This window comes from Lewinella sp. IMCC34191, from assembly GCF_003390935.1.
Lineage (GTDB): Bacteria > Bacteroidota > Bacteroidia > Chitinophagales > Saprospiraceae > Neolewinella.
The window spans coordinates 197,683-218,473 of the sequence record NZ_QNQZ01000004.1 but is presented as its reverse complement, the minus strand read 5'-3'; the positions used below and the strand labels follow the sequence as shown (position 1 = coordinate 218,473).

Here is a 20,791-nt window from a genome sequence, read left to right as displayed (position 1 = left end):
ATATTCCTGTATGCCCATCATTTGGATTGGCTTCGCCATTTTCGTGGCTCTGCTTCTGTTTTTCGATCTGTTTGTACTAAACGCGAAGGATCACGTACCGCGTACCCGGGAAGCGTTGGGGCAGACGGCTTTGTGGATGACCATTGGCATTGGTTTTTGCGGTTTTATCTACCTGGCTTACTCCAACGGGTGGGTAGACTCCGATCTGCCGCCCCATACCGCGATGATCAACTACCTGACGGGGTACCTGGTCGAGCTGTCCCTCAGCATGGATAACGTCTTCGTCATCGCCGTCATCTTCGGTTATTTTCAGGTGCCGGGGAAGTACCAGCACCGGGTCCTCTTCTGGGGTATCCTGGGAGCGGTGTTTTTTCGCCTGGCGATGATTCTCGCAGGGGTGTACCTGCTTGATCAGTTTGACTGGATGTTCTACGTTTTCGGCATTCTATTGCTCTTCAGTGCCTATAAAATGGTCGGTAAGGGCGAGGAAGTCCACCCTTCAGAGAACCCAGTCATTAAGTTCGTCAAGCGACTGGTACCCGTTACCCACGATTATCACGGACACGATTTCTGGATTCGGCAGGCCGGTAAGATCCATGCCACTCCGTTGTTCGTTGCGTTGGTTATGGTGGAAACTACGGATGTGATCTTTGCCATTGACTCCATTCCCGCTATCCTGGGTATTACGACCGATTCCTTCCTGGTTTTCTCCTCCAATATCCTGGCCGTACTCGGACTGCGCGCGCTCTACTTCGTTCTGTCGTCCATGATCGACAAATTTGGATTACTGAAATACAGCCTGGCTCTCATTCTCACCTTCGTAGGCGTGAAGCTCATGCTGCATGAGGTCTGGCATCCGGAGGAGTGGCTGAGTCTGGTGGTGATCTTCGTCACGCTGGCGGGGGGTGTCGTATTATCCCTGATGAGCAAACCGCCGGCCGAACCGCATCCCCACGATCCGACCAAGATCGAGCAGCCAACGGAGGTGCCCGACATCTAGCCCTTCCAGCTTATCCGCAACCATTTCTTTGATGGAAAAAGGGTGTTCCGCTCTGCTTCCACGATGTGCCATTCTTGAAGAAGCCGGGTTACTTACCAACTAGCTCGGTTGCAATCAAGTACGGAGGCCATCGTAGAACCATTGTTCCGTGATGGCATTCCAGGGTTTGGCCAGTTGCTGAAACCGTTGGATTGAATCGTATACTTTGCGGGTAGTGGCGTCGGATTCGGCGTATTCATCCATCACCTCTACCGAGACCCGGCGGGCCAGATCGAGTAATTCAGCTGGGTAAGGTCGGATGGATAGGGTAGGCACCTCCTTTAGCTTGGCCAGGTATTCGGCGTTTTTCGCTTCGAAGGCTGACAGCGTATACACATTGATGTAATGGGTCGCTACGGCAAATATCCGCTGCAAGTCCGATGGAAGCTCCCGGTATTTTTCCAGGTTGACGAAAAATTCAAAGTTTGTCCCGGGTTCGTGCCAGCCTGGATAGTAGTAGTACTTAGCTATTTCATGAAAGCCCATGATGTAGTCGTGGTAGGGGCCGACCCACTCCGTAGCGTCGAGAATACCGCGTTCGAGCCCTGTGTAAATTTCGCCACCGGGTAGGAGGACAGGCGTACCCCCCAGCCGTTCCAGCACGCGGCCGCCGAGTCCGGGCATCCGCATTTTAAGGCCGCGAAAGTCATCGACCGAGTTGATCTCTCGGTTGAACCACCCACCCATCTGCACGCCCGTGTTTCCACCGGCGAAGGGGAGTAGCCCTACCGTAGCGTAGAGTTCACGCCACAGTTCCATCCCGCCGCCGGCCAGCAACCAGGCGTTCATCTGTTGGGCGTTGAGTCCGAAGGGGAAGCCGGCGAAGAACTGCGCGGCGGGCAATTTGCCGGCCCAGTAATATGCAGCCCCGCTACCTACCTCGGCCGCTCCCTGCCGTACGGCATCAAAGGCTTCCAGGGCCGGGACCAGTTCCCCCCCTCCGTAGACGGTAATATTCAGGCGACCGCCGGACATCTCGCGGCACATATCCGCCAGCATCTGGCAACCTTCGCCCAGGATGGGGAACCCCGGGGGCCAGGTAGTGACCATCTTCCAGTCGAATCGTTCTCCGCTTACGGAAGATGCCGTCGATTGGGCGTGCCCCTCGCCACCCAATAGACGCAACGCAAGCGGAAGACCGATTGTACCCGCAGCAATGCCCTGAAGAATTTTCCTGCGATCCATCATACTCATCTAGGAGCCGGTTAAAATAAGGCTTTGTAACGGCAGTGATGTGTCCTTCCCCCTCCTGGGCGGACATTATCCGTGTATTGCGGCGGAGCGCAGGTAAAGGCATTTCCAACTACCGGATGGCATTTTACCTACGCTCCGTCGCCATTATTAGAAAACTTTCTCAGGCAGGACTTGGCTCGGAAAGCGTAATGGACAGCCCCGGTATGGAGAAAGCGTCGTCGACTTCTTCCACGTATACTCCAGCAATCAGTGCCTGCAACTCCCGGAGTGTAGCCGGTGCCGTCGACCGGGGCAGCGCTAGTTCAACGTAGGCTTGCGTCCCAAAATCCTGGTTCGCCATTTCGAGCTGCAATTGGCTCAGGGCGCTCATCACCGGCGACATCAGCTCGTAGCCAAATTCGAGTACGACGGTCTGCGTGAGCTGGCGGGTAGTTACTTCCACGTCGATGATTGCCAGGCGGGCGGCTTCGCGATAGGCATTGATTAGCCCGGAGGTGCCGAGTTTGGTCCCACCGAAGTAGCGGGAGACGACGACTGCAACATCGCTGAGGCCAGCCTTGTCGATCTGTCCCAGAATGGGTTTGCCGGCCGTGCCGCTGGGTTCACCGTCGTCGTTGGCACGCCAGCGGTCCGAACCCTGACCGAGGCGGTAGGCATAGCAGTGATGGTTGCATTTAGGATGCGCGATACGCTGCCCCTCAACGGCGGCGAGGGCCTCCTCTTCCGTCCGTACGGGGAAAAGGGCCGCGATGAATTTGCTCCCCCGATCGCGAAACTCCCCTTTAGACGAACCTGCGGGAACGTGGTACTGATCGGGCGATGGGTCGGGCGGCTGTATCAATTTCTGGTGGCGGTTTCGGAGGGGAAGATAGGTGTTAGGGGCGCAAGGCCTGGATCGCCAGAGCACTGCGGCCATCGGCTAGCACGGTCTTGTAATGGTTGGGATCTGCGCCTCAAATGGGGAATTCCTGGAGGCTTATCCTCCGTGATGGGGAGGTTGATTGGGGCGGGCAGAGGGCTCCGAAGAGTGGGTGGGAGAACCCACCCGACCGCCGCCACGCCGACTCCCATGCTCCGCCCGTACCACCGCCCACGCCGGTGGCCCTTCCAGCTGTGCCGGTGGGGCAAGCGGATCATAAGTTAACGGACAGGGGCCTACCCGGCCGGTACCTGGCGGAGGAGGGGAGTCCTGTCTATGTTGATTGATTGCCTTAAATGATGAGGGTGTCCGGGGAAATGCGGGAGGGATACTAAAAAGGCTGTGCTAATATAAACATCAATTTCAGATAAACAAAATGTTTTAAAAAAGGTGAGCGCGTGGTTTGCAACTCTCTCGACAGCTGATTTGTCTCCATACCCATGCCACGCAGCTACAAAATCAAGGAGTGTTTTTATACCCTACAGGGGGAGGGCGCTCAGTCCGGCAGGGCGGCGGTGTTTCTGCGCTTCACCGGATGTAATCTCTGGAGCGGTCGCGAGGAAGATCGGCATGCGGCGGTTTGCCAATTTTGTGATACGGACTTCATTGGAACCGACGGTACGAACGGCGGTCGGTATACCCTGCGGGAATGCGTGGAACTCGTGCAGCGTCTCTGGCCCGGGGGCGGGAATCCTTACGTTGTCTGTACCGGCGGCGAACCCTTGCTGCAATTGGATCTGCCCCTCATATCCGCGCTGCAGGCCGCAGGCTTTGAAGTGGCCGTGGAGACCAACGGGACCCTTCCGGTGCCAAAAGAGATCGATTGGGTCTGCGTCAGCCCGAAGGCAAATGCTGAGCTGGTGGTCACGCAGGGGGACGAGCTCAAGCTGGTCTATCCCCAGCGAGAGGCACAAGCTCAGCCCGATCGCTTTGCCGACATGAAATTCCAGCACTTCTTTTTACAGCCCAAAGATGAGCGCGGGACCAATCATACGGCCGCAACGGTAGCATACTGTCTGAGTCATCCGCGTTGGAAGGTCAGTCTGCAGACCCATAAAATTATGGGAATCGAGTAGCGGCCTCCTTATTTAGTCTGTTTACAAACTGCGGGTTTACAGCGGTTTAGCCAAACATTTAGGAGTAAATTAAGCTTTTAACAGTGTAATTATTTACTAACCAAAAGCAAATTATCATGGAAGCCACCTGCAAAAACTGTAATCACTGGGAACACGAAGCTCCCGCCGTACAGAATCGCGAGAACTTCGGAGAATGCGAAGTATTGAGCGAAAGCGGCATGAAGTACGTACTACCCGTCCTCCAAAACCAGTCCGCATCGAATAGTACGGAATTCCTCACCGAGGCCAGCTTCGGCTGCAATCACTTCTCGGCCGGGCAGTCCTAATTGATTATCCCAAAAGCTTATGAACAGCGCCACCCTTCGATTACGGAGGGTGGCGCTGTTGTTAGAGCACTTCCTATTCACCTTCTATTCCGCCCCAGCATAGATACTTGACTGTTAGATAATCCTCCAGTCCATACTTCGAGCCTTCCCGCCCAAAACCACTTTCCTTGACGCCGCCGAACGGAGCTACGGCCGTCGAAATCATGCCGGTATTAATCCCGACCATCCCGTAGTCCAGTGCTTCGGCCACTCGCCAAATTCGGGCGTGATCGTTTCCGTAGAAGTAGGCCGCCAGTCCGTAGGGCGTATCGTTTGCTTTCGCGATGACTTCCGCTTCCGACGTAAACCGGAAAACGGAGGATACGGGACCGAATATTTCTTCCTGCGCAATGTCCATTTCCGGATCCACATCCAGCAGAAGGGTAGGGGAGTAGCAGCGCGGGCCGGTATTTGATAGCTCAGCGCCGACCATAACCCGGGCACCACGATCCAGTGCATCGTTAACCAGGCGGTTCACCTTCTCAATGGCCGAATCATTAATTAGCGGACCGATGTCAACCGAAGCGTCCATTCCGTTACCGACCTTCAAAGCGCTAATGGCTTCGGCAAAGGCAGCCGTGAACTGGTCGTAGATGCCGTCTTGCACGAAGAATCGATTCGTACACACACAGGTCTGCCCGCCGTTGCGGTACTTGGAAGCAATGGCTCCCTTCACGGCCGATTGAATATCCGCGTCGTTGAATACGATGAAGGGGGCATTGCCGCCCAATTCCAGCGATAACTTCTTCAGTGTACCAGCGGCCTGTTTCATCAACAGTTTTCCGGTTGGGGTGCTGCCGGTGAAGCTGACCTTTCGAACGCGCGGGTCGGTCGTCAGGACCTTGCCTACTTCGGCGGGATCGTCCGAGGGGATCACGTTGAAGACACCGGGCGGAAATCCGGCACGCTCGGCCAGGTATGCCAAGGCAAGGGCACACAACGGCGTGTCTTCGGCGGGCTTCACCACTACCGTACAACCGACCGCCAGTGCGGGAGCGACCTTACGGGTAATCATGGCAATAGGAAAGTTCCAGGGGGTAATGGCCGCCACCACGCCCACCGGCTGCTTGACGGCCAGGATACGGGCATCGCGTCGGTGAGACGGAATAACATCGCCGTAAGCCCGCTTCCCCTCCTCGGCAAACCATTCCACGAAGGAGGCACCATAATTTACCTCCGCGCGGGATTCGGAGATCGGTTTTCCCTGCTCCAGGGTCATGAGAATCGCCAGGTCCTCTTTATAGTCCATGACTAATTCGTACCACCTGCGAAGGATTTGGGATCGTTCACCAGCGGTTTTGCCGCTCCAAATCGGGAAGGCCTTATAGGCGGCCGCTACGGCTCGCTCGGTTTCCGGTGCTCCAAGATTGGCGACATGGACGATGAGCTCTCTATTAAACGGATTGGTCACCGCGAAGGTCCGGCCGGAATCGGCCGGGATCCACGATCCATCAAGGAAAGCGGAAGTCCGAAGTAGAGATGTTTCCTGTATGGTCATATGGCTGATTTGGCTGGTAAGACGGCCGGTATATGGGCGAACATCCGCTTACCCGCATCCGTAATATGAGCAAGTAATTAACAAACAAAAACTACATTACTATGCAAATCGATAATATAAAAATAGCTGCGCTCGCCACTACCGGATTCGAGGAAGTGGAATATACCAAGCCGCGTAAAGCCCTGGAAGAAGCCGGCGCAACGGTGCATTTGGTTAGTCCGAAATCAGGATCGATCAAAGCCTGGGATATGGACGACTGGGGTGGAAGCCATCAGGTTGACGTGACGCTCGACAGTGCCAACCCCGAGGATTATGATGCCCTACTCCTGCCCGGTGGTGTGATTAATCCCGACAATCTACGGGTCAACGATAAAGCCATCAAATTCATCAAGTCTTTCTTCAGCAGCAATAAGCCGGTAGCCGTCATTTGTCACGGTGGACAAACGCTTATTTCCGCCGAACTGGTTAAGGGACGAACGATGACCGGATTCAAGTCCGTACGTCCCGATCTGGCCAACGCCGGAGCGAACGTCAAAGACGAGGAAGTAGTGGTGGACGGAAACCTGGTATCCAGCCGGAACCCGGATGATATCCCCGCTTTTAACAAGAAATTCATAGAAGTCTTGTCGAAGAGCCAGGTAGGCGTGAGCTAAACCAATTCCACCGACCACCAAAAGGGTTGGAGCGTGCATCTGTCAGCTATCTAGTGTAGCCGGCGCACGCTCCAACCCTTTTAATTTTTATACCATGCTGTATACCTTCAGTGGCACCACCGTGCTGTTGGGGATGGTCGGTGCATGCCTGCTTACCGCGTTAGGCGTTGTGATGCTCCGTCGTTACCTCAAACACCGGGTCACGCCACCTTCTCAATTAGCCGACAGGTCAACTGTCTTTTCCTATTCCCCCGTTCTTCACCGGTTTGCCCTCAGTGCTTCCATTTTTGCGGCTTTCCTGACGCTGAACTGGACCACCTATGAACCGGTTGAGGTCTTTACCCCGGTGATGGATTTGCAGGGCGAGATCGAAGAGGATATCCCCATCACCTATCGGAAACCACCCCCTCCACCACCGCCCCCGCCACCGCCGCCCCCGGTCTTTGAGCCGGTGCCGGACGACGAAGCGCCGACATTCGAGCAAGTCGACCATTCCATTGCGGAAGAGGATAGCTTCGTTCCCGCGGAACCTAAGCTCGTGAGGCCACAGAACGTGCCGCCGCCCCCGCCCATGCCGCCCCCACCAAAAGTGGATCCGGATGAGATCATCATCATTGCCGATCACATGCCAGTCTTCGGAAAAACGTGCCTGGAGCTGAATGGAGAGGAGCGAAAATCCTGCTCGGACCGGGAACTCATGCAGTTTATTGCTGACCAGATTCATTACCCATCTATGGCTCGCAATAACGGCATAGAAGGAACGGTCTACGTTCGCTTCGTCGTGGAGAAGGATGGATCCGTATCATCCGTGGAAGCATTGCGTGAAGTGCCGGGAGGATGTACCGAGGAAGCCCTGCGGGCCATCCGGCAGATCAATAATAAGACCCAAGGCTTCCGCCCCGGGCTACAGGCCGGACGGCCGGTGCGGGTCATGTTTAACATGCCCGTCAAGTTTCAGCTTGATCGATAGATACCTACTGATACCATCGGAAAGGGGCGCTTCCTGGAAGGGCCCCTTTCTTTCTGGCTGCTGGTATGCGAAGCGTACACGACGGAAGGCGTTATGCACGTTCCGCAGATCCCTGGGAGAGGGCAACTGGCAATCAATCGTTATCCGAAGTCGCTGAAAACGCAAAAGGGCCCTCCAAACGGAGAGCCCTTTGCGGTCTGGACGGGACTCGAACCCGCGACCTCCGCCGTGACAGGGCGGCATTCTAACCAACTGAACTACCAAACCTGGTAACAATTTCGCGCCGTAGCGCTGATTGCGAGGGCAAATATACAGGCGTCCGAACGTTCCTTGCAAGCCATTCGGCTAGAAAATCACGAGATTTTTAGTCGGTACCAAGTACCTCCCTTACATTCAGGGACTTAGCAGCCGGAGTTTATTAGTTAAACAAGCTGCCCAGTCCGCCGGAGCCTCCCTTCTTGTCTTTTCCACCCAACAATCCCCCCAGGATAGCACCGGCGTCCATGCCTAGGACATCCATGAGGGATCCCTTGTCGATGTCATCCGTATCGCCGGCCTCCCGGGTCTTACCGGCCAACTTTGAAAGGATCATGGGCAGTACGATTCCGGCGACCTTTTGGGATACCCCTTCGGACAAGCCGAGTTGCCCCGTAAGTTTATGGACGAATTTGGCGGCAATGCCTTGAAAAACCGCATTCTCAACTAATCCACCGGCATTCGTAGTTCCGCCGGCTCCCTTGATCATGTCCAGGATTCCACCGATGTTGCCTCCGGACAGGGCACTGGTTACGCCCTCGCTGATCGAGTCTTTAGCAAGGGGGACCGTTTTCTCTGCCTCCTGAGGGCCGAGGCCGGTACGTTCCTTGACGGTGGAGATTACTTCTGATTTGACGGCGTCTATAATCGATTCTAACATGCTGTGCAGACTTTAAAGCTCGTTTGAGTTTCTCAGGCCGGCAGACGGAAAGCACCGTACACGTTCCGACATTGGAAAATCAAACTAGCGCTAAATGAAAAAAGCACCGTCGATAGTTTCGACGGTGCCTTTTTAATGCGTGTATTAGTAGCAAAGTTGCGGCTTCGGTTCGCTGCGCGCGTAACGCAGTATAGCTTTCACAATGCGGCGGCGAGGATTGAACATCACCTTGGGCAGGCTGGCCTGAGCTTCTACCAGCTCGGTGAGCTGGTGGACGAGCAGCGGATCGGCATCCAGGGCGGCCTCGGTGGCCTTTATCTGGTTCCTATCTGCTTCCCCATAGATATAGGCAACCAAATCTTCTTGAGTAAAGTCTTGCTTCATGGAAAGTGTAATTGTGTAAATTCAAAAGTGTCAAATGAAAGATGCTAGCCGGGAATTAAACGTGGCCCGGCCCGCTGTTAAGATCCGAATGTTATTCGCGGATCCATTTTTGTGTTCTATACAATCCGGTCCAGTGTTTTCCGCGTACGTAGAGCGCATCCGCGTTCCCGTCCTCGTACCAGACGCTGAGGCGATAATCTGAACCCGATTGCGGATCGAGGACTTTGCCTCCGTCCCACTCGCCGGGTTCGTCGTTATCAACTGATAAATCCTCAATGATAACCATGCCTAAAATAGGCTTTCCTTTTCGGTCTCCATCGCATTCGGTGCAGACTGCATCGTCGTTTCCCGTCAAAATTTCGGCGATCTTACCGTAGTAAGCGTCACCCTGCCGGTAAATTTCGATGATGCTCTTTGCTTCGCCGGTATCGTCATCAAGGGTCTTCCACCGGCCAACTGGACTGTCAGTCTGTGCGAAAACGGTGCCGAAAAGGCTAAAGCTGAGAATAAAGAGAAGTGGTTTCATGTGTTGTTGGGAGTATAACGGACCATGGGGTGGGCATGGTGTTGACGGAAGCATTTTTTTTCAAAAAGTATGCCGGAACCTAGTATTTATAAGCCTTTCCGTAAATGTAATTTTTTTTTCGGGGCCGGAATGCCGGATTCAGGGGATAGAATTTTCCTGAAAAAGTTGGATATACGAGTACTACCGGAAGCACACCAGACGGCGTCCCGCTTAAATAGGCCTCTGGTAAACGACCTATATCATTTTGCTTTCCCCAGCGACTGTCGTAAGTCGGGGGGCTATTTGCCCGTCACAACCTTGCCATCACTTCCACCGACCGTGATCTTCCGGCTGTCTTCTAACCAGGTCCTGATCTGCGGGCAGGCTGCGTAGCGATCGTCGATCTTGATAAAGGTGGATCCTACCTTTTCCTGAATCCAGTCGCTGAGGTACTGCTGTTGCTTCGCGTTCCGTGTAGCATCCTGGATTTTGGCGTAATCCTGGCTCAGGGTAGCCCGGTGGGGGGAGGTCCGCGACTGGAGTTGAACGACGCGCAGCAACGGATCGCCCGTGGGGGCCCGGAACTCCATCACCCCGCTTAGAGAGTCCAGCTGCAGTTCGTCGATGGCGAAGTAAACGTCCGGGTCCAGATCGCCGATCTCAAAGAAGGTGTTTCCGCTGGCGGGGTTGGACATACGTCCGTCGTTGTTGTAACTCTGGACCTTATCGTAACCGAAGCGCTTAACCGCGTAGCTGAAGGAGAAGGAGTCTACCTTAATCAGGTTAGCAATGCTATCCAGGAACATGCGCGACTCTTCCATGTCTGATTCGGTGATGGCGGGCTGCAGGAGAATGTGGCTTACCCGGATCGAATTACCGCGCCGTCCCTGTAGCTTGATCAGGTGGTAGCCGAATTCAGTTTCTACGACGTCACTGATTTCCTCCGGATCCAGATTATAAGCGGCAGCCTCGAACTCGGCGACGAACTTTCCCCGCTGCGTCCATCCCAGATCGCCACCGCCGCGGGCACTACCGTCGGCACTGTTTTGCTGGGCGGCCTCCTCGAAGGTGATCGCTCCGGCCATAATCTGTTCCCGCAGTCCTTCGAGGCGTTCGACCACGGCGGCGCGGGTAGAGTCGTTGGCGGTTGGTCGAATGACCAGCTCTCCCACCTCTACCTCGGAGTTGAAGTAGGGTAGGCTGTCACGGGGTATCTCGCCGAAGAAATTCTTCACTTCCGCCGGCGTGACCTTGACCTCACGGACCACGGAGGCACGCATGCGGTCGACGGCCAGCTGCTCGCGCAGATCCTCCCGGAACTGCTCCTTGGTGGCCGTGATGCTCTGGCCGTAGTAGTCTTCGAACTGGTTTATATCGCCGCCCATGTAGCTGAGGATGCGGTCGATCCGGGCGTTCAGCTGCTGCTCGACTTCAGCGTCGGTAACTTCAATACTATCGAGCTTCGACTGATTATAAAGCAGTTTGCCGACCAGGGTCTGGTCCAGCATGGCGCACCGGGCTTCGGCGGGTAGCGCTTCGTTAGACTGTGACTCGGCCAGGGCGTACTGCTCTTCCAGTTCGGATAGCAGCACGTACTCGCTGCCCACGCGGGCAATCACCTCGTCGATCACGGCACCGCTTTGGGCGAAGACGCTGGAGGCGGTAAGGCACAGCAGGAGGGCGAGGATATGATTCATGGTTACGTTTAACGCTTGGTAAAAAATTCAATGTTGTCGCGCCGGAGTTCCCGGCTGAAGATCTCTTCGCGGCTGTCTTCGAGAACTTCCCGTTTGCGACCGTGGAGGATGGCCCGACGGACTTGATTCTCCACGTAACTCAGCGGCGCGATTTCCAGCCGGGGCCGCAGGTCGAAAAGGCGAAAGTAATACCGGTTAGTCCCATCGAGCTGCGTGAACTCCCGTTTAGTGTTCACATTGTCGGCCGTCAGGGTACCTTCCGGTAGCTGCGAGGCGATCTGGTCCAGACCGTACCAGGCCGTTTGGTCTAGTAAAGCTACTTCGGCGTATTTATGGGCGTACCGGCGCAGGGCGGCGGTATCCTCCGGGTTGCCATTGTTCCAAAGCAGTTGGAGGCTTTCCTCCTCTGGCGTAGGGTAGGGCACCCGCATGAATAAACAACGCACGATGGGCGTCTCCAGTTGGTATTGCCCCTGGGTGGCATCGTAAAAGCGCTCCAGTTCGTCCTGCGTGATGGAACTGTCGAGCTTGGTTGACACCAATTGCTCTTCGTAGCTGCTCCGAACCAAGCTCGCCCGGTAATCGCGCACTAGGCGGTCGAGGTTAAGATCACTCGGTGCGTTTTGCTCGCTTTCCCATAGCAGGACCGCATCCCGCGCCCACCGGTTGGCAAAGGCCTCGATGATAACGGCGCTATCCGCCGCGGTCGCCCCGTCCGGGAACATACCTTCCATTTCGGAAAGGCGGAGTTCCCGCTGGTGTACCCGGGCGAGTACGGGGTCATCCGTATTCGTCGATTCGGCCGGTCCGCAACGCAGTAAACACAGGACAGCCGTTGCCGCCAACAGGTATTTACTCAAGATTCGATCAGTTTGGCGAGTACACGTTCATTCCGCTTCACCGCGAATTTTTTACGCAGGGCTTCCACCCATTGCCTTTCCAGTTGATCCTGGTAATCGGCGATGACGTAGCCCCGCGCTTCGGACAGTTCCTTCTGGCGGGCGGGAAGCATCTCCACCACGCGGTAGAAGACCGCGCTATTACGGTCTACCTGGTCTACGGATGACCGCGTATCGGCCTTGAACGTAACCCCCTTGGGTAGGGTCGCTTCTTCGTATACCTGCTCTTCGATTCGGAGTCCGTCGGTACCGAATTCCTCGATCAGTTCGGCGGAGGTATTCTTTTCGGCGGCTTGGGCAACGGCTTGTGCATCGGTGCCTTCGGCGGTATTGACGGTGTACTTCAGCACGCGCGCCCGTGGGGGGAAGCGGTACTGGTCGCGATGCGCATCGAAGAAGGCTTCCAGGCCGGTGGTGTCTTCACCCGCCCGGTCCCAGACTTCGAGTTTCGTAGCCTCAAACAACAGGATGCCCTCACGGTACTCCCGCATCAGCGCCTTGAATTCGGGGAACTGCTCTTCCAGTTGGGCTTCGGCGTAGCGTTCGACCTGCTGGTCCGTCCAGTTGTCGAACAGCGATTCCGCCGCCCCCTCGACTTCGAAGCGGCGCTCCAGGCTGGAACGCAGGCGGGCGTTCGCTTCCAGGTAATCCACGAAGTCACCGGTGGTGTACTGCTGGTCACCAATTTCCAGGATGGTCGCATCCCGGTCGGCAGCGCTGAGATCCGTACTGAGTTGGAAAAATGTTGAATCCAGTCCGTTCACGAAGGAAGTGTAATTAGCGTCCACTTTGCGCGTGCCGTACTCCCGCTCCAGGCGGTCGAAAAGCGCTTTGCGGGCTTCCGCAAAGCGCGTATCCTGCCGTACGGCTGCCTCCAAAAGAGGGGCCTGCTCCGCCTCGGGTTGTATACCGCGGTGGGAAATTCGCTTCAGGATGTGAAAGCCGACGGGGCTTTCGATCACTTCGCTGATCTCGCCGTCCTCCGATAGCCCGAAGGCGGCTTCTTCAAAGGTCTTGTTGTAGCGATTTATGCCAAAGAAGCCGATATAACCCCCTTGCCGGCTGGTCTTATCGTCTTCGCTGTATTCGGCGGCGACGTCCTCGAAGGACTCACCGTTCCGCAGGGCCGCCCGGGCTTCTTCCGCGCGCTGCTTTTGCATGTCAGGGTCGGCTTCGGGTGACTTGCGCAGCAAGATGTGGGCGATCTCCACCTCCCCGTAGGCGGGGCGGGAGCCGTGCTTAAGTACCAGGTGGTAACCGGCCGGGGTACGGACGGGTCCTACTACCTCTCCGTCGGCCGCCTCGTATATGGCTTCCTCCAAGCGGTACATGCCGCCGGGGAGGGGGGCATTGACGTACCCGATGTGTCCCCCGTCGTTTTTACTGTAGGCGTCGTCACTCACCTCGGCGGCGCGGTCAGCGAAATTGCCGGCCGTCAGTCCGTCCCTGATGTCCATCGCCCGTTCGTAGGCCGCCAGCGTATCCGCCGGGATAAGGGAAGGAAGACTAACCAGAATATGGCTGAAGTCCACGTCCTCCTGCTTGCGGCGATAGAGTTCGGAGACGAGCTTATCGGTAACCTCTTTATCCAGTAAGTAGTTGTCGGCCAGTTGCTGGCGGTAGCCCTCGAGCTCGTTCTGCAGGGCGACTACGGTATCCAGACCCATCTCGCGGGCCCGGGCGACTTTGAGCTTGAAGCGCTCGTAGAGGTCCAGGTATTCCATCACGCTGGCGCGGCTGAAGTCGGCGTCCTGCCCGTTGGTTTTGCTGTAGATGTAGCGGAATTCGCCCACGGTGACGGGCTCCCCGCTCACCGTGAAGAGTACGTCACTATCCTCCTGCGCGGCCAGCGGTAGCGCCAGGATTACGGGCAGGAAGAGTCCAATAACAGACTTGATCATATGCTTGTGTTATGTCCGGTAGCTAAGAAAACAAGGCCTTCGGAGGCCGCAAAAGTAACCATTTTTGACCGTCGCTTATTGTGAGGGGGATTGCCTACGCCCGCTTCCGTAATTTCACCGCATGCCCACCACCGCTATCCCCTGGCCGGAACTGTCCACTCGCCTGCAAGGCGAACTGGAGACGGACGACCTGCACCGTATTCTTTTTGCCACCGACGCCAGCGTCTACCGGGAGCTGCCGCAGGCCGTGGCCTTCCCGCGTTCGGAGGCAGACGTCGTCGCCTGCGTTGACTTCGCGCGCACCCACGGACTGTCCATCACCCCCCGGGCGGGCGGTACCAGCCTTGCGGGACAGGCCGTCGGGGCAGGCCTGGTCGTCGACGTCAGCCGTCATATGCGCGACATCATCGAGATTAATGCCGAAGCCGGCTACGCGATCGTGCAGCCGGGCGTGATCCGCGACCAGCTAAATGCCGCCCTGGCGGACTACGGCTGCTGGTTCGGCCCCAACACCAGCACCGCCAACCGCTGCACCCTCGGGGGGATGTTCGGCAATAACAGTTGCGGCAGCACGAGCATCACCGTGGGCAGTACCCGCGATCACGTGCGGGCCGTACGGGTCGTACTCGCCGATGGCAGCGTAGCCCATTTGGGCGACGGAGCGCAGGTAGAAGGCGATTCACCAACCGTTTTGCGCGTACGGGAATTCCTCCATCGCACCCTGTCGGATCCCAATGCCCGCCACAAGATGCTGGAAGCCTTCCCCAAAGCCGAGGTCACCCGGCGCAACAACGGCTATGCCCTGGATCATCTCGCCCGTCAGTTCGAACCGGCGGCGGCGGAAGCGGATATCGACCTCGTTCCCCTGCTGGCGGGGTCGGAGGGTACCCTGGCTTTCACCTCCGAACTGAAGGTCAACATCCTGCCCCTGCCCCCGGAGGGCTCCGCCGTAGTGGCGCTGCACTTCCGCTCCATTGATGCGTCACTACGGGCCACGCAAGCCGCCATGAAGACGCAACCCTTTATGTGCGAACTGATGGACGATACCATCCTCAACCTCGCGCTCGAAAATCCCGACCAGCGCCGAAATGCCGCCTTCGTGGAGGGCAATCCCCGGGCGCTCCTGCTGGTAGAGTACCGGTCGGAAACTGACGAAGCCGCGCTGTCCCTGGCGAACGACCTTGGCCAAAGATTGATGGGCCCGGATCTGCTCGACGAACCGGCGTACGCTGCTCCTGCGCTCGCCGCCCAAATAAACACCGCTAAAGTCTGGGCACTGCGCTCCGCCGGCCTCGGGATACTGGGTAATATGGTAGGTGATGCCAAGGCCGTAGCCTGTATCGAAGATACGGCGGTCGCCCTGCCGGACCTGGCCGACTACATCGCCGAGTTCAGTAAGCTGATGGAGGTGTACCAGCAGCACCCCGTCTACTACGCCCACGCCGGAGCAGGCGAACTGCACCTCCGGCCTATCCTGGACCTGAAATCGGAAGCCGGTCAGCGGAAATTTTACGAAATCACGCGCGATGTAGCTCGCCTGGTCAAGAAATACCGGGGAAGCCTCAGCGGTGAGCACGGTGACGGTCGGGTACGCGGGCAGTTCCTGCAAGAGATGCTCGGGGAGGAGGTGTACCAACTCCTCATCGAGCTAAAGCAGGCCTGGGACCCCAGCTACCTCTTCAACCCGGGGAAGATCGTGGAGGCACCGCCGATGAATGAAAGCCTGCGTTACGATGCCGGCCACCACACCCCCGCCTACGATACCGTCCTTGACTTCAGCCACGACGAGGGCATACTCCGGTCGGCGGAAAAGTGCAATGGCTCCGGTGACTGCCGCAAGCTTACGGGCGGGGCCATGTGCCCGAGTTACCGGGCCACCCTTCACGAGCGGGACAGTACCCGGGGCCGGGCGAACGTACTCCGCGAGGTGCTGACGCGCAATCAAAAGGAAGACCCCTTTACCCACCCTGCGCTGGCCGAGGCGATGGACCTCTGCCTGAGTTGCAAGGCATGCACCAGCGAGTGCCCGAGTACGGTGAATATGACCAACCTGAAAGCCGAGTATCTCCACCAGCGGCAGGAGCGGGAAGGCCTTGGTCTGCGTACCCGGCTGGTAGCTGCCAACGAAACCTTGTACCGGTGGGGCGGCAAGGTCCCGGGCCTGAGCAATTCGCTGCTGAAGCTTACCGGCCCCCTGGTGAAGCGAGCGGCGGGTATTGCCGCCGAACGTTCCTTACCGGCTTTCCCCCGGGAATCTCTGCGCACCTTTTACGAGCGGGAGCGTCCCCTTGCGCCGGGCGGTAGGGGAGCGCTTCATTTCTTCGGCGATGAATTCGTCAACTACCAGGACGTGGAAGTCGGAAAGGCGGCCCTGCGGCTCTGGTGGAAGCTGGGCTACGAGGTCCACTGGCTCCGCCACCGGCCGAGCGGCCGGGCAGCGCTCAGTAAGGGATTGCTCCGGAAGGCTCGGCGCCTGGCTAATAACAACGTGCAGTGCTTCCGGCACCGGGTAGGGGAGGAAGCTCCGCTAGTGGGGCTGGAACCATCCGCCATCCTTGGTTTTCGCGACGAGTATCCGAAACTACTGCGGGGAGAACTGCAGGAGGCCGCCCACGTACTGGCGACGCACTGCTTCACCTTCGACGAATGGCTGTACCGGGAGGTAGCGCTCGGCCGGCTCGCGGCGGAAGACTTTGGGACGGAGCCACGCGCAATCCTACTGCACGTCCACTGTCACGAGAAGGCGCTGGGGGATAGCGGCAAGTGCGCGTCCATTTTATCGCTGCCGCAAAACTTCAGCGTGACGCTACTGGACAGCGGCTGTTGCGGGATGGCCGGCTCCTTCGGTTACGAAGCTGAGCACTATGAGCTGAGCCGTACGATCGCGGAGCAGTCATTGATTTCCAAAATTCGGGATCGGTCGCCCGATGCCGTGGTGGTGGCCTCCGGTACCAGTTGTCGCCATACGGTCAAGGACGAACTGGGGTGGCGGGCCTGGCATTCGGCGGAAGTGTTGTGGGGGAGTTGGGCCTGACGCGTATCCACAAGCCTCTGCAGCTAGGCGGCCAACACTGCGAGAGGGCGGTCCTGCTCGACCTCCTCGGCACTGCGCGGATTGACGGCGGCCTGGTGCAGGTTATCCGGGAGGGCACGTAATTTGGACAGATTGTAAAACGCGAAACCTGCCTTGGACACGATCGGTAGGACGATGAAGAGCACCGTTGTCAACAAAGGATTGAAGAGGCCCAACCCCGGTGTTCCCAGGGCCCAGGCCAGGGGGTAGAGCAACCACTGCACGCTCAGGAAAACCGCCGACGCTTTATAAGCTGCGGTCAAATCCGGACCCTGAATTTTTGCCTTGGCGTAAAGCTCCCGCCACATCAGGCGGAAGACGATGAGCAGGGCAACGCAGCCGGCGATGTACCAGAACCACCGCACGCCACCGGTGGAGATATCGCCCATGAGGCCGCAGATGATCATGATGGCCTGGGAACCCAGCATGCCGGCGGTGATAGATCCCTCTAATTTGAGCGTGTACTTGCCGGTCAGGACCAGCGATAAAAGTAAAAGGGGCGTACTGATCACCCAGTCTACGTAGCGACCGACATAGACTGTTTCTCCGGCTACCTCGATGGTGCCCTGGCCGAAGGCAATGGCCGAATACACCAATCCGGACCAGATCACTACGAAGGCGTGAATCAGGTATTTGTACTGGGGGACGCCCTTCGGGTTTCGGGCCATGAAAAGGATGGCAGCGGCGCTGGCACCCATAATAGCTACGTAAGCCCAGTGAAGGAGAATATCGGTTTCGGTCATAGTGTGGCCAGAGACCAATAGGGGGCTCCGTTCTTAGATAAGAGCAACCCGACGGACTATGTTCGGGTATACTGCCAGCGTGATCCGAGCGGGTTGCGGTATACCGGCACGAATTCTTCAGCGCGGATCGGTCGGTTGGGGGGGGGCACCATCCGTCTGCGACACGGGCGGGTAGTGGTTGCTTGAGTACAGCCGCATCGACTGCCCCCCCCCAACGCTTTCGAGAAGCGTATGGCTGGTTACTTGGTTGTTTCCTTCTGCTGGGTCATTTGCCGTACGGCATCCCGTAGCGTAGTGACCCATACTTCATCCTGATCCTGGTAAAGGTATTCAATCAGCTCCCGGTGTGCTTCCCCGCTAACGTTTATACCGTGCCCGCCACCGACGCCGTGAAAAAGGAGGGTAATCAGGGCATTCTCCTTTTTCGCCCGTTCGATCCAGGCGATCATGTCCTCGGCGGAATGTCCGTTGGCGACGTAGGTATGGAGATTGTAAAGGTCAGCGGAGGCTGGGGTGTCCAGACCGGGGGAGGTACCCCGTGCGGCGGTGAATCGTTCCCGTAGTGCATCCTTGAAGCTCCCGTCGGCGGTCGCGGTGTCGCCGCAGGTATAGGCGAAGGTGCGCTCGGTCTCTCCATCGAGGGCTTGCAGAAGGCTGTTGGTCACGTCAATCTCCCGCAGTAACCCTTCGATGGTGTACTGGCTGAGATCATTGTTTGCAGCAACCCACTCCCGGCCCGGCCCACTGGCGTCGCACGGGTGGTAAAGGGTGTGATTGCCCAGCTCATGACCGTTCCGGGCGGCACGACGCCAGTCTTCAATACGGCTCTGAAAGCCGGGAAAGGCGGCGGTGAGGTAGAAGGAGGCTTTTAGATTCAGGCTGTCGAGCAGCGGGATGACCCGATCCAACTGGCCGGCGAGCGCGTCATCGTAAGTGAGCACCACACCTGCCTGCTTGCCCTGCCAGAGCGCATCTTTTTCGGCGACCTGATCGTCCGATTGAAAAGGGGAGGCCGGCAAACCGGTATGGTTGGTCAGATTGGCGCCGAAGGGGTTGTCGGCCCATGCGTAGCGGACATACCGGGGGTTGGGCACGTCTTCCGACCACGCCACCACCTCATCTCCTTCAATTTTGGCCTCTGCCCAGTGGTAGTCCCGGTCGTATCCGGCCACCGCGAAATACTGGGGGGCTAGCCCGTCCGTCGTCGTCAGCCCTTCACCGACCCGATCGAACTGGATACGGATGCGATCACCGTCGACGACCGCGGAGCGGAAGAGGGGGCCGCTAGAAACAAGTTCATCTTCCCCGTAAGCCAGGCGCCGGGCCTCCAGTGCCAGGCGTTCGGCGACGTCCAGTTTATTCAGGGGGTGGATGTCGTTCCATTCGCCGATATCGGTGGCGACTGCCAGGCCCGTATTCGGTAACTGGAGCGACTGTAGCTGGGCATCCCGCAGCACGGCCCACTGACTCTCGACGGGCAGGTAGGTAGCATCCTGGAAGTTAGCTAACTGAACGGTGAGGAAGGGGAGTTCGCCCTGGTCGAAGTTTTCCCTCCAGTCGCGGATGAGGGCCGGAAGCAAGTCGTAATACTCCTGGGCCTTGCCGACGTTGGACTCGCCCTGGTACCAATTGAACCCGGTTACGCCGAATCGCTCGATGGGTGCCACCATGGCATTGTACAGCGCGGCCGGCTGGTTTTGGGCCGAAAAGAAGAATCCGCCGCCGCCGCCCCACGATCGGGGCTGGTATACTTCGCCGACTTTGTACTGCCAGGTCCCTTTGAGGTCCATGCTGTCTTGCCCATCGGTGAGGACATAGGTTTTATCCGGTACGAAGCCGCCCTTACCTCCCTGATTGGTCACCCGAACGGTCAGCAAGTTTTTACCTTCCTTGAGCAGACCGGTCGGAACGGTGTAACGCCGGGGCGGATACTGGTACGTGATATTGCCGATCTCTTCTCCATTGACGTACATCACGTCGGCGTCCACGATGCGGCCCATGAACAGCTTGAGTTCTTTTCCTACCCAGCCTTCGGGGATGTCGATTTCCCGGCGAAACCAAACCGTACCGTTGAGGTCGTGCACGCCCTGGTCTTCCCAGTATCCGGGGATATAGAAGTTTTGCCAGCCCTGAGGCTCGTAGTCCGGCGAGTACCACTCCTCGATCAAACCCTGATCGGTGACCGGCGGCGGACCTGAATTTTGCCCGCCTCCGGTACGCGGTGCGTTAAGCTTCGCCAGAAATTCAGGGTCACTGTTCCGGCGGATCGTCTCCTGTAGATCGGCAAAGTCGCGCAGCCCCTCCGCACTCGTCCAGGCTTCGATGGGGGTACCCCCTACTGCCGTGTTGATAATGCCGACGGGGATATCGTACGTTTCGTGCAGCCGCCGGGCGAAGAAGTACCCGATAGCGCTCATGTCCATGACGCTCTCGGGGGTAACCACTTTCCAGTCTCCCTCCGGAAAGTCTTCCCGGGGTCCGCTAAGTTCGGTCATAGTGGGCACGAAAAATTCGCGGATCATCGGATAGTCCGCCGCCGCGATCTCCTCGCCGTAGATTTCCTTGACCCGTTCCAGCCAGACCGTCATGTTGGACTGGCCGGAGCAGACCCACACATCACCGAAGACGATGTTTTCGACCTCGATGGTGTTCTCGCCCTTCAGGGTCATGGTGAAGGGGCCGCCGGCCGGCTGGGAGGGCAGCGTAACCGACCAGTTTCCGTCTTCATCGGCGCGTGTCCGCAGGCTTTCCCCCGCAATTTGGATGCGGATCCGTTCGCCCGGCGATGCCCATCCCCACACATTCAGCTCCTGGTCCCGCTGCAAGACGACGTTATCACCAATCAGTCGTGGCAGGCGAATTTCTGCGGCGATGTCGAGGGTAATTACGAGGAAGCCGAGTAGTAAAAGAAGGTGGCGGAATCGATTGCGGATGTACATGACTGACTTTTGAAAATAGG

General features: G+C 57.6%; 17 protein-coding genes and 1 tRNA gene. 6 read left to right on the top strand and 12 right to left on the bottom strand.

Features of this window, described 5'->3' with window-relative positions; genetic code table 11:
- Nucleotides 1-10: 10 nt before the first annotated feature.
- Nucleotides 11-1,000, top strand: a complete 990-nt coding sequence (locus DRW39_RS10110; RefSeq protein WP_116106917.1) for a TerC family protein — start codon at nucleotides 11-13, stop codon at nucleotides 998-1,000.
- A gap of 114 nt (nucleotides 1,001-1,114) precedes the next feature.
- Here DRW39_RS10110 and DRW39_RS10105 read toward each other — a convergent pair whose 3' ends face one another.
- Both DRW39_RS10105 and DRW39_RS10100 read right to left on the bottom strand, forming a co-directional pair.
- Nucleotides 1,115-2,233, bottom strand: coding sequence for a TRAP transporter substrate-binding protein (locus DRW39_RS10105; RefSeq protein ID WP_116106916.1), 1,119 nt, complete (start codon nucleotides 2,231-2,233; stop codon nucleotides 1,115-1,117).
- Nucleotides 2,234-2,393: 160 nt separating this feature from the next.
- Nucleotides 2,394-3,074 carry an IMPACT family protein gene (locus DRW39_RS10100; protein ID WP_198664839.1) on the bottom strand — a complete coding sequence of 227 codons (681 nt, stop codon included), beginning with the start codon at nucleotides 3,072-3,074 and terminating at the stop codon, nucleotides 2,394-2,396.
- 518 nt (nucleotides 3,075-3,592) lie between these two features.
- On the opposite strand from DRW39_RS10100, the gene queE reads away from it, so the two are divergent.
- Entirely contained in the window at nucleotides 3,593-4,228 is a 636-nt protein-coding gene (gene queE / locus DRW39_RS10095; protein ID WP_116106914.1) for a 7-carboxy-7-deazaguanine synthase, read from the top strand.
- 116 nt (nucleotides 4,229-4,344) lie between these two features.
- Nucleotides 4,345-4,554, top strand: coding sequence for a hypothetical protein (locus tag DRW39_RS10090; protein ID WP_116106913.1), 210 nt, complete (start codon nucleotides 4,345-4,347; stop codon nucleotides 4,552-4,554).
- Between the two features lie 73 nt (nucleotides 4,555-4,627).
- Here the strand turns inward: DRW39_RS10090 and DRW39_RS10085 are convergent, their stop codons facing one another.
- Nucleotides 4,628-6,091: an NAD-dependent succinate-semialdehyde dehydrogenase gene (locus DRW39_RS10085; RefSeq protein WP_116106912.1), complete on the bottom strand. Its 1,464-nt coding sequence runs from the start codon at nucleotides 6,089-6,091 to the stop codon at nucleotides 4,628-4,630.
- 101 nt (nucleotides 6,092-6,192) lie between these two features.
- Between DRW39_RS10085 and DRW39_RS10080 the strand changes: the two genes are divergently transcribed.
- Both DRW39_RS10080 and DRW39_RS10075 read left to right on the top strand, forming a co-directional pair.
- Entirely contained in the window at nucleotides 6,193-6,744 is a 552-nt protein-coding gene (locus DRW39_RS10080; RefSeq protein WP_198664838.1) for a type 1 glutamine amidotransferase domain-containing protein, read from the top strand.
- Nucleotides 6,745-6,838: 94 nt separating this feature from the next.
- Nucleotides 6,839-7,714, top strand: a complete 876-nt coding sequence (locus tag DRW39_RS10075) for an energy transducer TonB (RefSeq protein WP_116106910.1) — start codon at nucleotides 6,839-6,841, stop codon at nucleotides 7,712-7,714.
- Nucleotides 7,715-7,907: 193 nt separating this feature from the next.
- On the opposite strand, the gene DRW39_RS10070 is transcribed toward DRW39_RS10075, so the two are convergent.
- The 7 genes from DRW39_RS10070 to DRW39_RS10040 all read right to left on the bottom strand — a co-directional run bounded on the left by DRW39_RS10070 (nucleotide 7,908) and on the right by DRW39_RS10040 (nucleotide 14,016).
- Nucleotides 7,908-7,981 (bottom strand) — tRNA-Asp (locus DRW39_RS10070).
- 151 nt (nucleotides 7,982-8,132) lie between these two features.
- The gene (locus DRW39_RS10065) at nucleotides 8,133-8,630 is read right to left on the bottom strand and encodes a DUF937 domain-containing protein (RefSeq protein ID WP_116106909.1); all 498 of its coding nucleotides are present in this window, start codon (nucleotides 8,628-8,630) and stop codon (nucleotides 8,133-8,135) included.
- A 144-nt stretch (nucleotides 8,631-8,774) separates the two neighbouring features.
- Nucleotides 8,775-9,014 (bottom strand): hypothetical protein, encoded by a 240-nt coding sequence (locus DRW39_RS10060; RefSeq protein ID WP_116106908.1) that lies wholly within the window; start codon nucleotides 9,012-9,014, stop codon nucleotides 8,775-8,777.
- Between the two features lie 91 nt (nucleotides 9,015-9,105).
- A complete protein-coding gene (locus DRW39_RS10055; protein ID WP_116106907.1) occupies nucleotides 9,106-9,540 on the bottom strand; it encodes a DUF2147 domain-containing protein in 435 nt (144 codons plus the stop codon).
- Between the two features lie 278 nt (nucleotides 9,541-9,818).
- Entirely contained in the window at nucleotides 9,819-11,216 is a 1,398-nt protein-coding gene (locus DRW39_RS10050) for a peptidylprolyl isomerase (protein ID WP_116106906.1), read from the bottom strand.
- 8 nt (nucleotides 11,217-11,224) lie between these two features.
- Nucleotides 11,225-12,076 (bottom strand): hypothetical protein, encoded by an 852-nt coding sequence (locus DRW39_RS10045; RefSeq protein WP_232830115.1) that lies wholly within the window; start codon nucleotides 12,074-12,076, stop codon nucleotides 11,225-11,227.
- A complete protein-coding gene (locus DRW39_RS10040) occupies nucleotides 12,073-14,016 on the bottom strand; it encodes a peptidylprolyl isomerase (protein WP_116106905.1) in 1,944 nt (647 codons plus the stop codon). The genes DRW39_RS10045 and DRW39_RS10040 overlap by 4 nt, the downstream gene beginning before the upstream one ends.
- Before the next feature lie 121 nt (nucleotides 14,017-14,137).
- On the opposite strand from DRW39_RS10040, the gene DRW39_RS10035 reads away from it, so the two are divergent.
- Nucleotides 14,138-17,050 (top strand): FAD-binding and (Fe-S)-binding domain-containing protein, encoded by a 2,913-nt coding sequence (locus tag DRW39_RS10035; protein ID WP_116106904.1) that lies wholly within the window; start codon nucleotides 14,138-14,140, stop codon nucleotides 17,048-17,050.
- A 23-nt stretch (nucleotides 17,051-17,073) separates the two neighbouring features.
- On the opposite strand, the gene DRW39_RS10030 is transcribed toward DRW39_RS10035, so the two are convergent.
- The gene (locus DRW39_RS10030; RefSeq protein WP_116106903.1) at nucleotides 17,074-17,832 is read right to left on the bottom strand and encodes a bacteriorhodopsin; all 759 of its coding nucleotides are present in this window, start codon (nucleotides 17,830-17,832) and stop codon (nucleotides 17,074-17,076) included.
- Between the two features lie 239 nt (nucleotides 17,833-18,071).
- Entirely contained in the window at nucleotides 18,072-20,771 is a 2,700-nt protein-coding gene (locus tag DRW39_RS10025) for a sialate O-acetylesterase (RefSeq protein ID WP_116106902.1), read from the bottom strand.
- Between the last annotated feature and the right edge of the window lie 20 nt (nucleotides 20,772-20,791).

What these genes read in the sequence shown, in the direction of transcription:
- DRW39_RS10080 (WP_198664838.1), top strand. Translation starts at nt 6,193, where the DNA reads ATGCAAATCGATAATATAAAAATAGCTGCGCTCGCCACTACCGGATTC.
- DRW39_RS10055 (WP_116106907.1), bottom strand. Translation starts at nt 9,540, where the DNA reads ATGAAACCACTTCTCTTTATTCTCAGCTTTAGCCTTTTCGGCACCGTT.
- DRW39_RS10035 (WP_116106904.1), top strand. Translation starts at nt 14,138, where the DNA reads ATGCCCACCACCGCTATCCCCTGGCCGGAACTGTCCACTCGCCTGCAA.
- DRW39_RS10050 (WP_116106906.1), bottom strand. Translation starts at nt 11,216, where the DNA reads ATGAATCATATCCTCGCCCTCCTGCTGTGCCTTACCGCCTCCAGCGTC.
- DRW39_RS10090 (WP_116106913.1), top strand. Translation starts at nt 4,345, where the DNA reads ATGGAAGCCACCTGCAAAAACTGTAATCACTGGGAACACGAAGCTCCC.
- queE (WP_116106914.1), top strand. Translation starts at nt 3,593, where the DNA reads ATGCCACGCAGCTACAAAATCAAGGAGTGTTTTTATACCCTACAGGGG.
- DRW39_RS10105 (WP_116106916.1), bottom strand. Translation starts at nt 2,233, where the DNA reads ATGAGTATGATGGATCGCAGGAAAATTCTTCAGGGCATTGCTGCGGGT.
- DRW39_RS10110 (WP_116106917.1), top strand. Translation starts at nt 11, where the DNA reads ATGCCCATCATTTGGATTGGCTTCGCCATTTTCGTGGCTCTGCTTCTG.
- DRW39_RS10065 (WP_116106909.1), bottom strand. Translation starts at nt 8,630, where the DNA reads ATGTTAGAATCGATTATAGACGCCGTCAAATCAGAAGTAATCTCCACC.
- DRW39_RS10060 (WP_116106908.1), bottom strand. Translation starts at nt 9,014, where the DNA reads ATGAAGCAAGACTTTACTCAAGAAGATTTGGTTGCCTATATCTATGGG.
- DRW39_RS10030 (WP_116106903.1), bottom strand. Translation starts at nt 17,832, where the DNA reads ATGACCGAAACCGATATTCTCCTTCACTGGGCTTACGTAGCTATTATG.
- DRW39_RS10025 (WP_116106902.1), bottom strand. Translation starts at nt 20,771, where the DNA reads ATGTACATCCGCAATCGATTCCGCCACCTTCTTTTACTACTCGGCTTC.
- DRW39_RS10040 (WP_116106905.1), bottom strand. Translation starts at nt 14,016, where the DNA reads ATGATCAAGTCTGTTATTGGACTCTTCCTGCCCGTAATCCTGGCGCTA.
- DRW39_RS10075 (WP_116106910.1), top strand. Translation starts at nt 6,839, where the DNA reads ATGCTGTATACCTTCAGTGGCACCACCGTGCTGTTGGGGATGGTCGGT.
- DRW39_RS10085 (WP_116106912.1), bottom strand. Translation starts at nt 6,091, where the DNA reads ATGACCATACAGGAAACATCTCTACTTCGGACTTCCGCTTTCCTTGAT.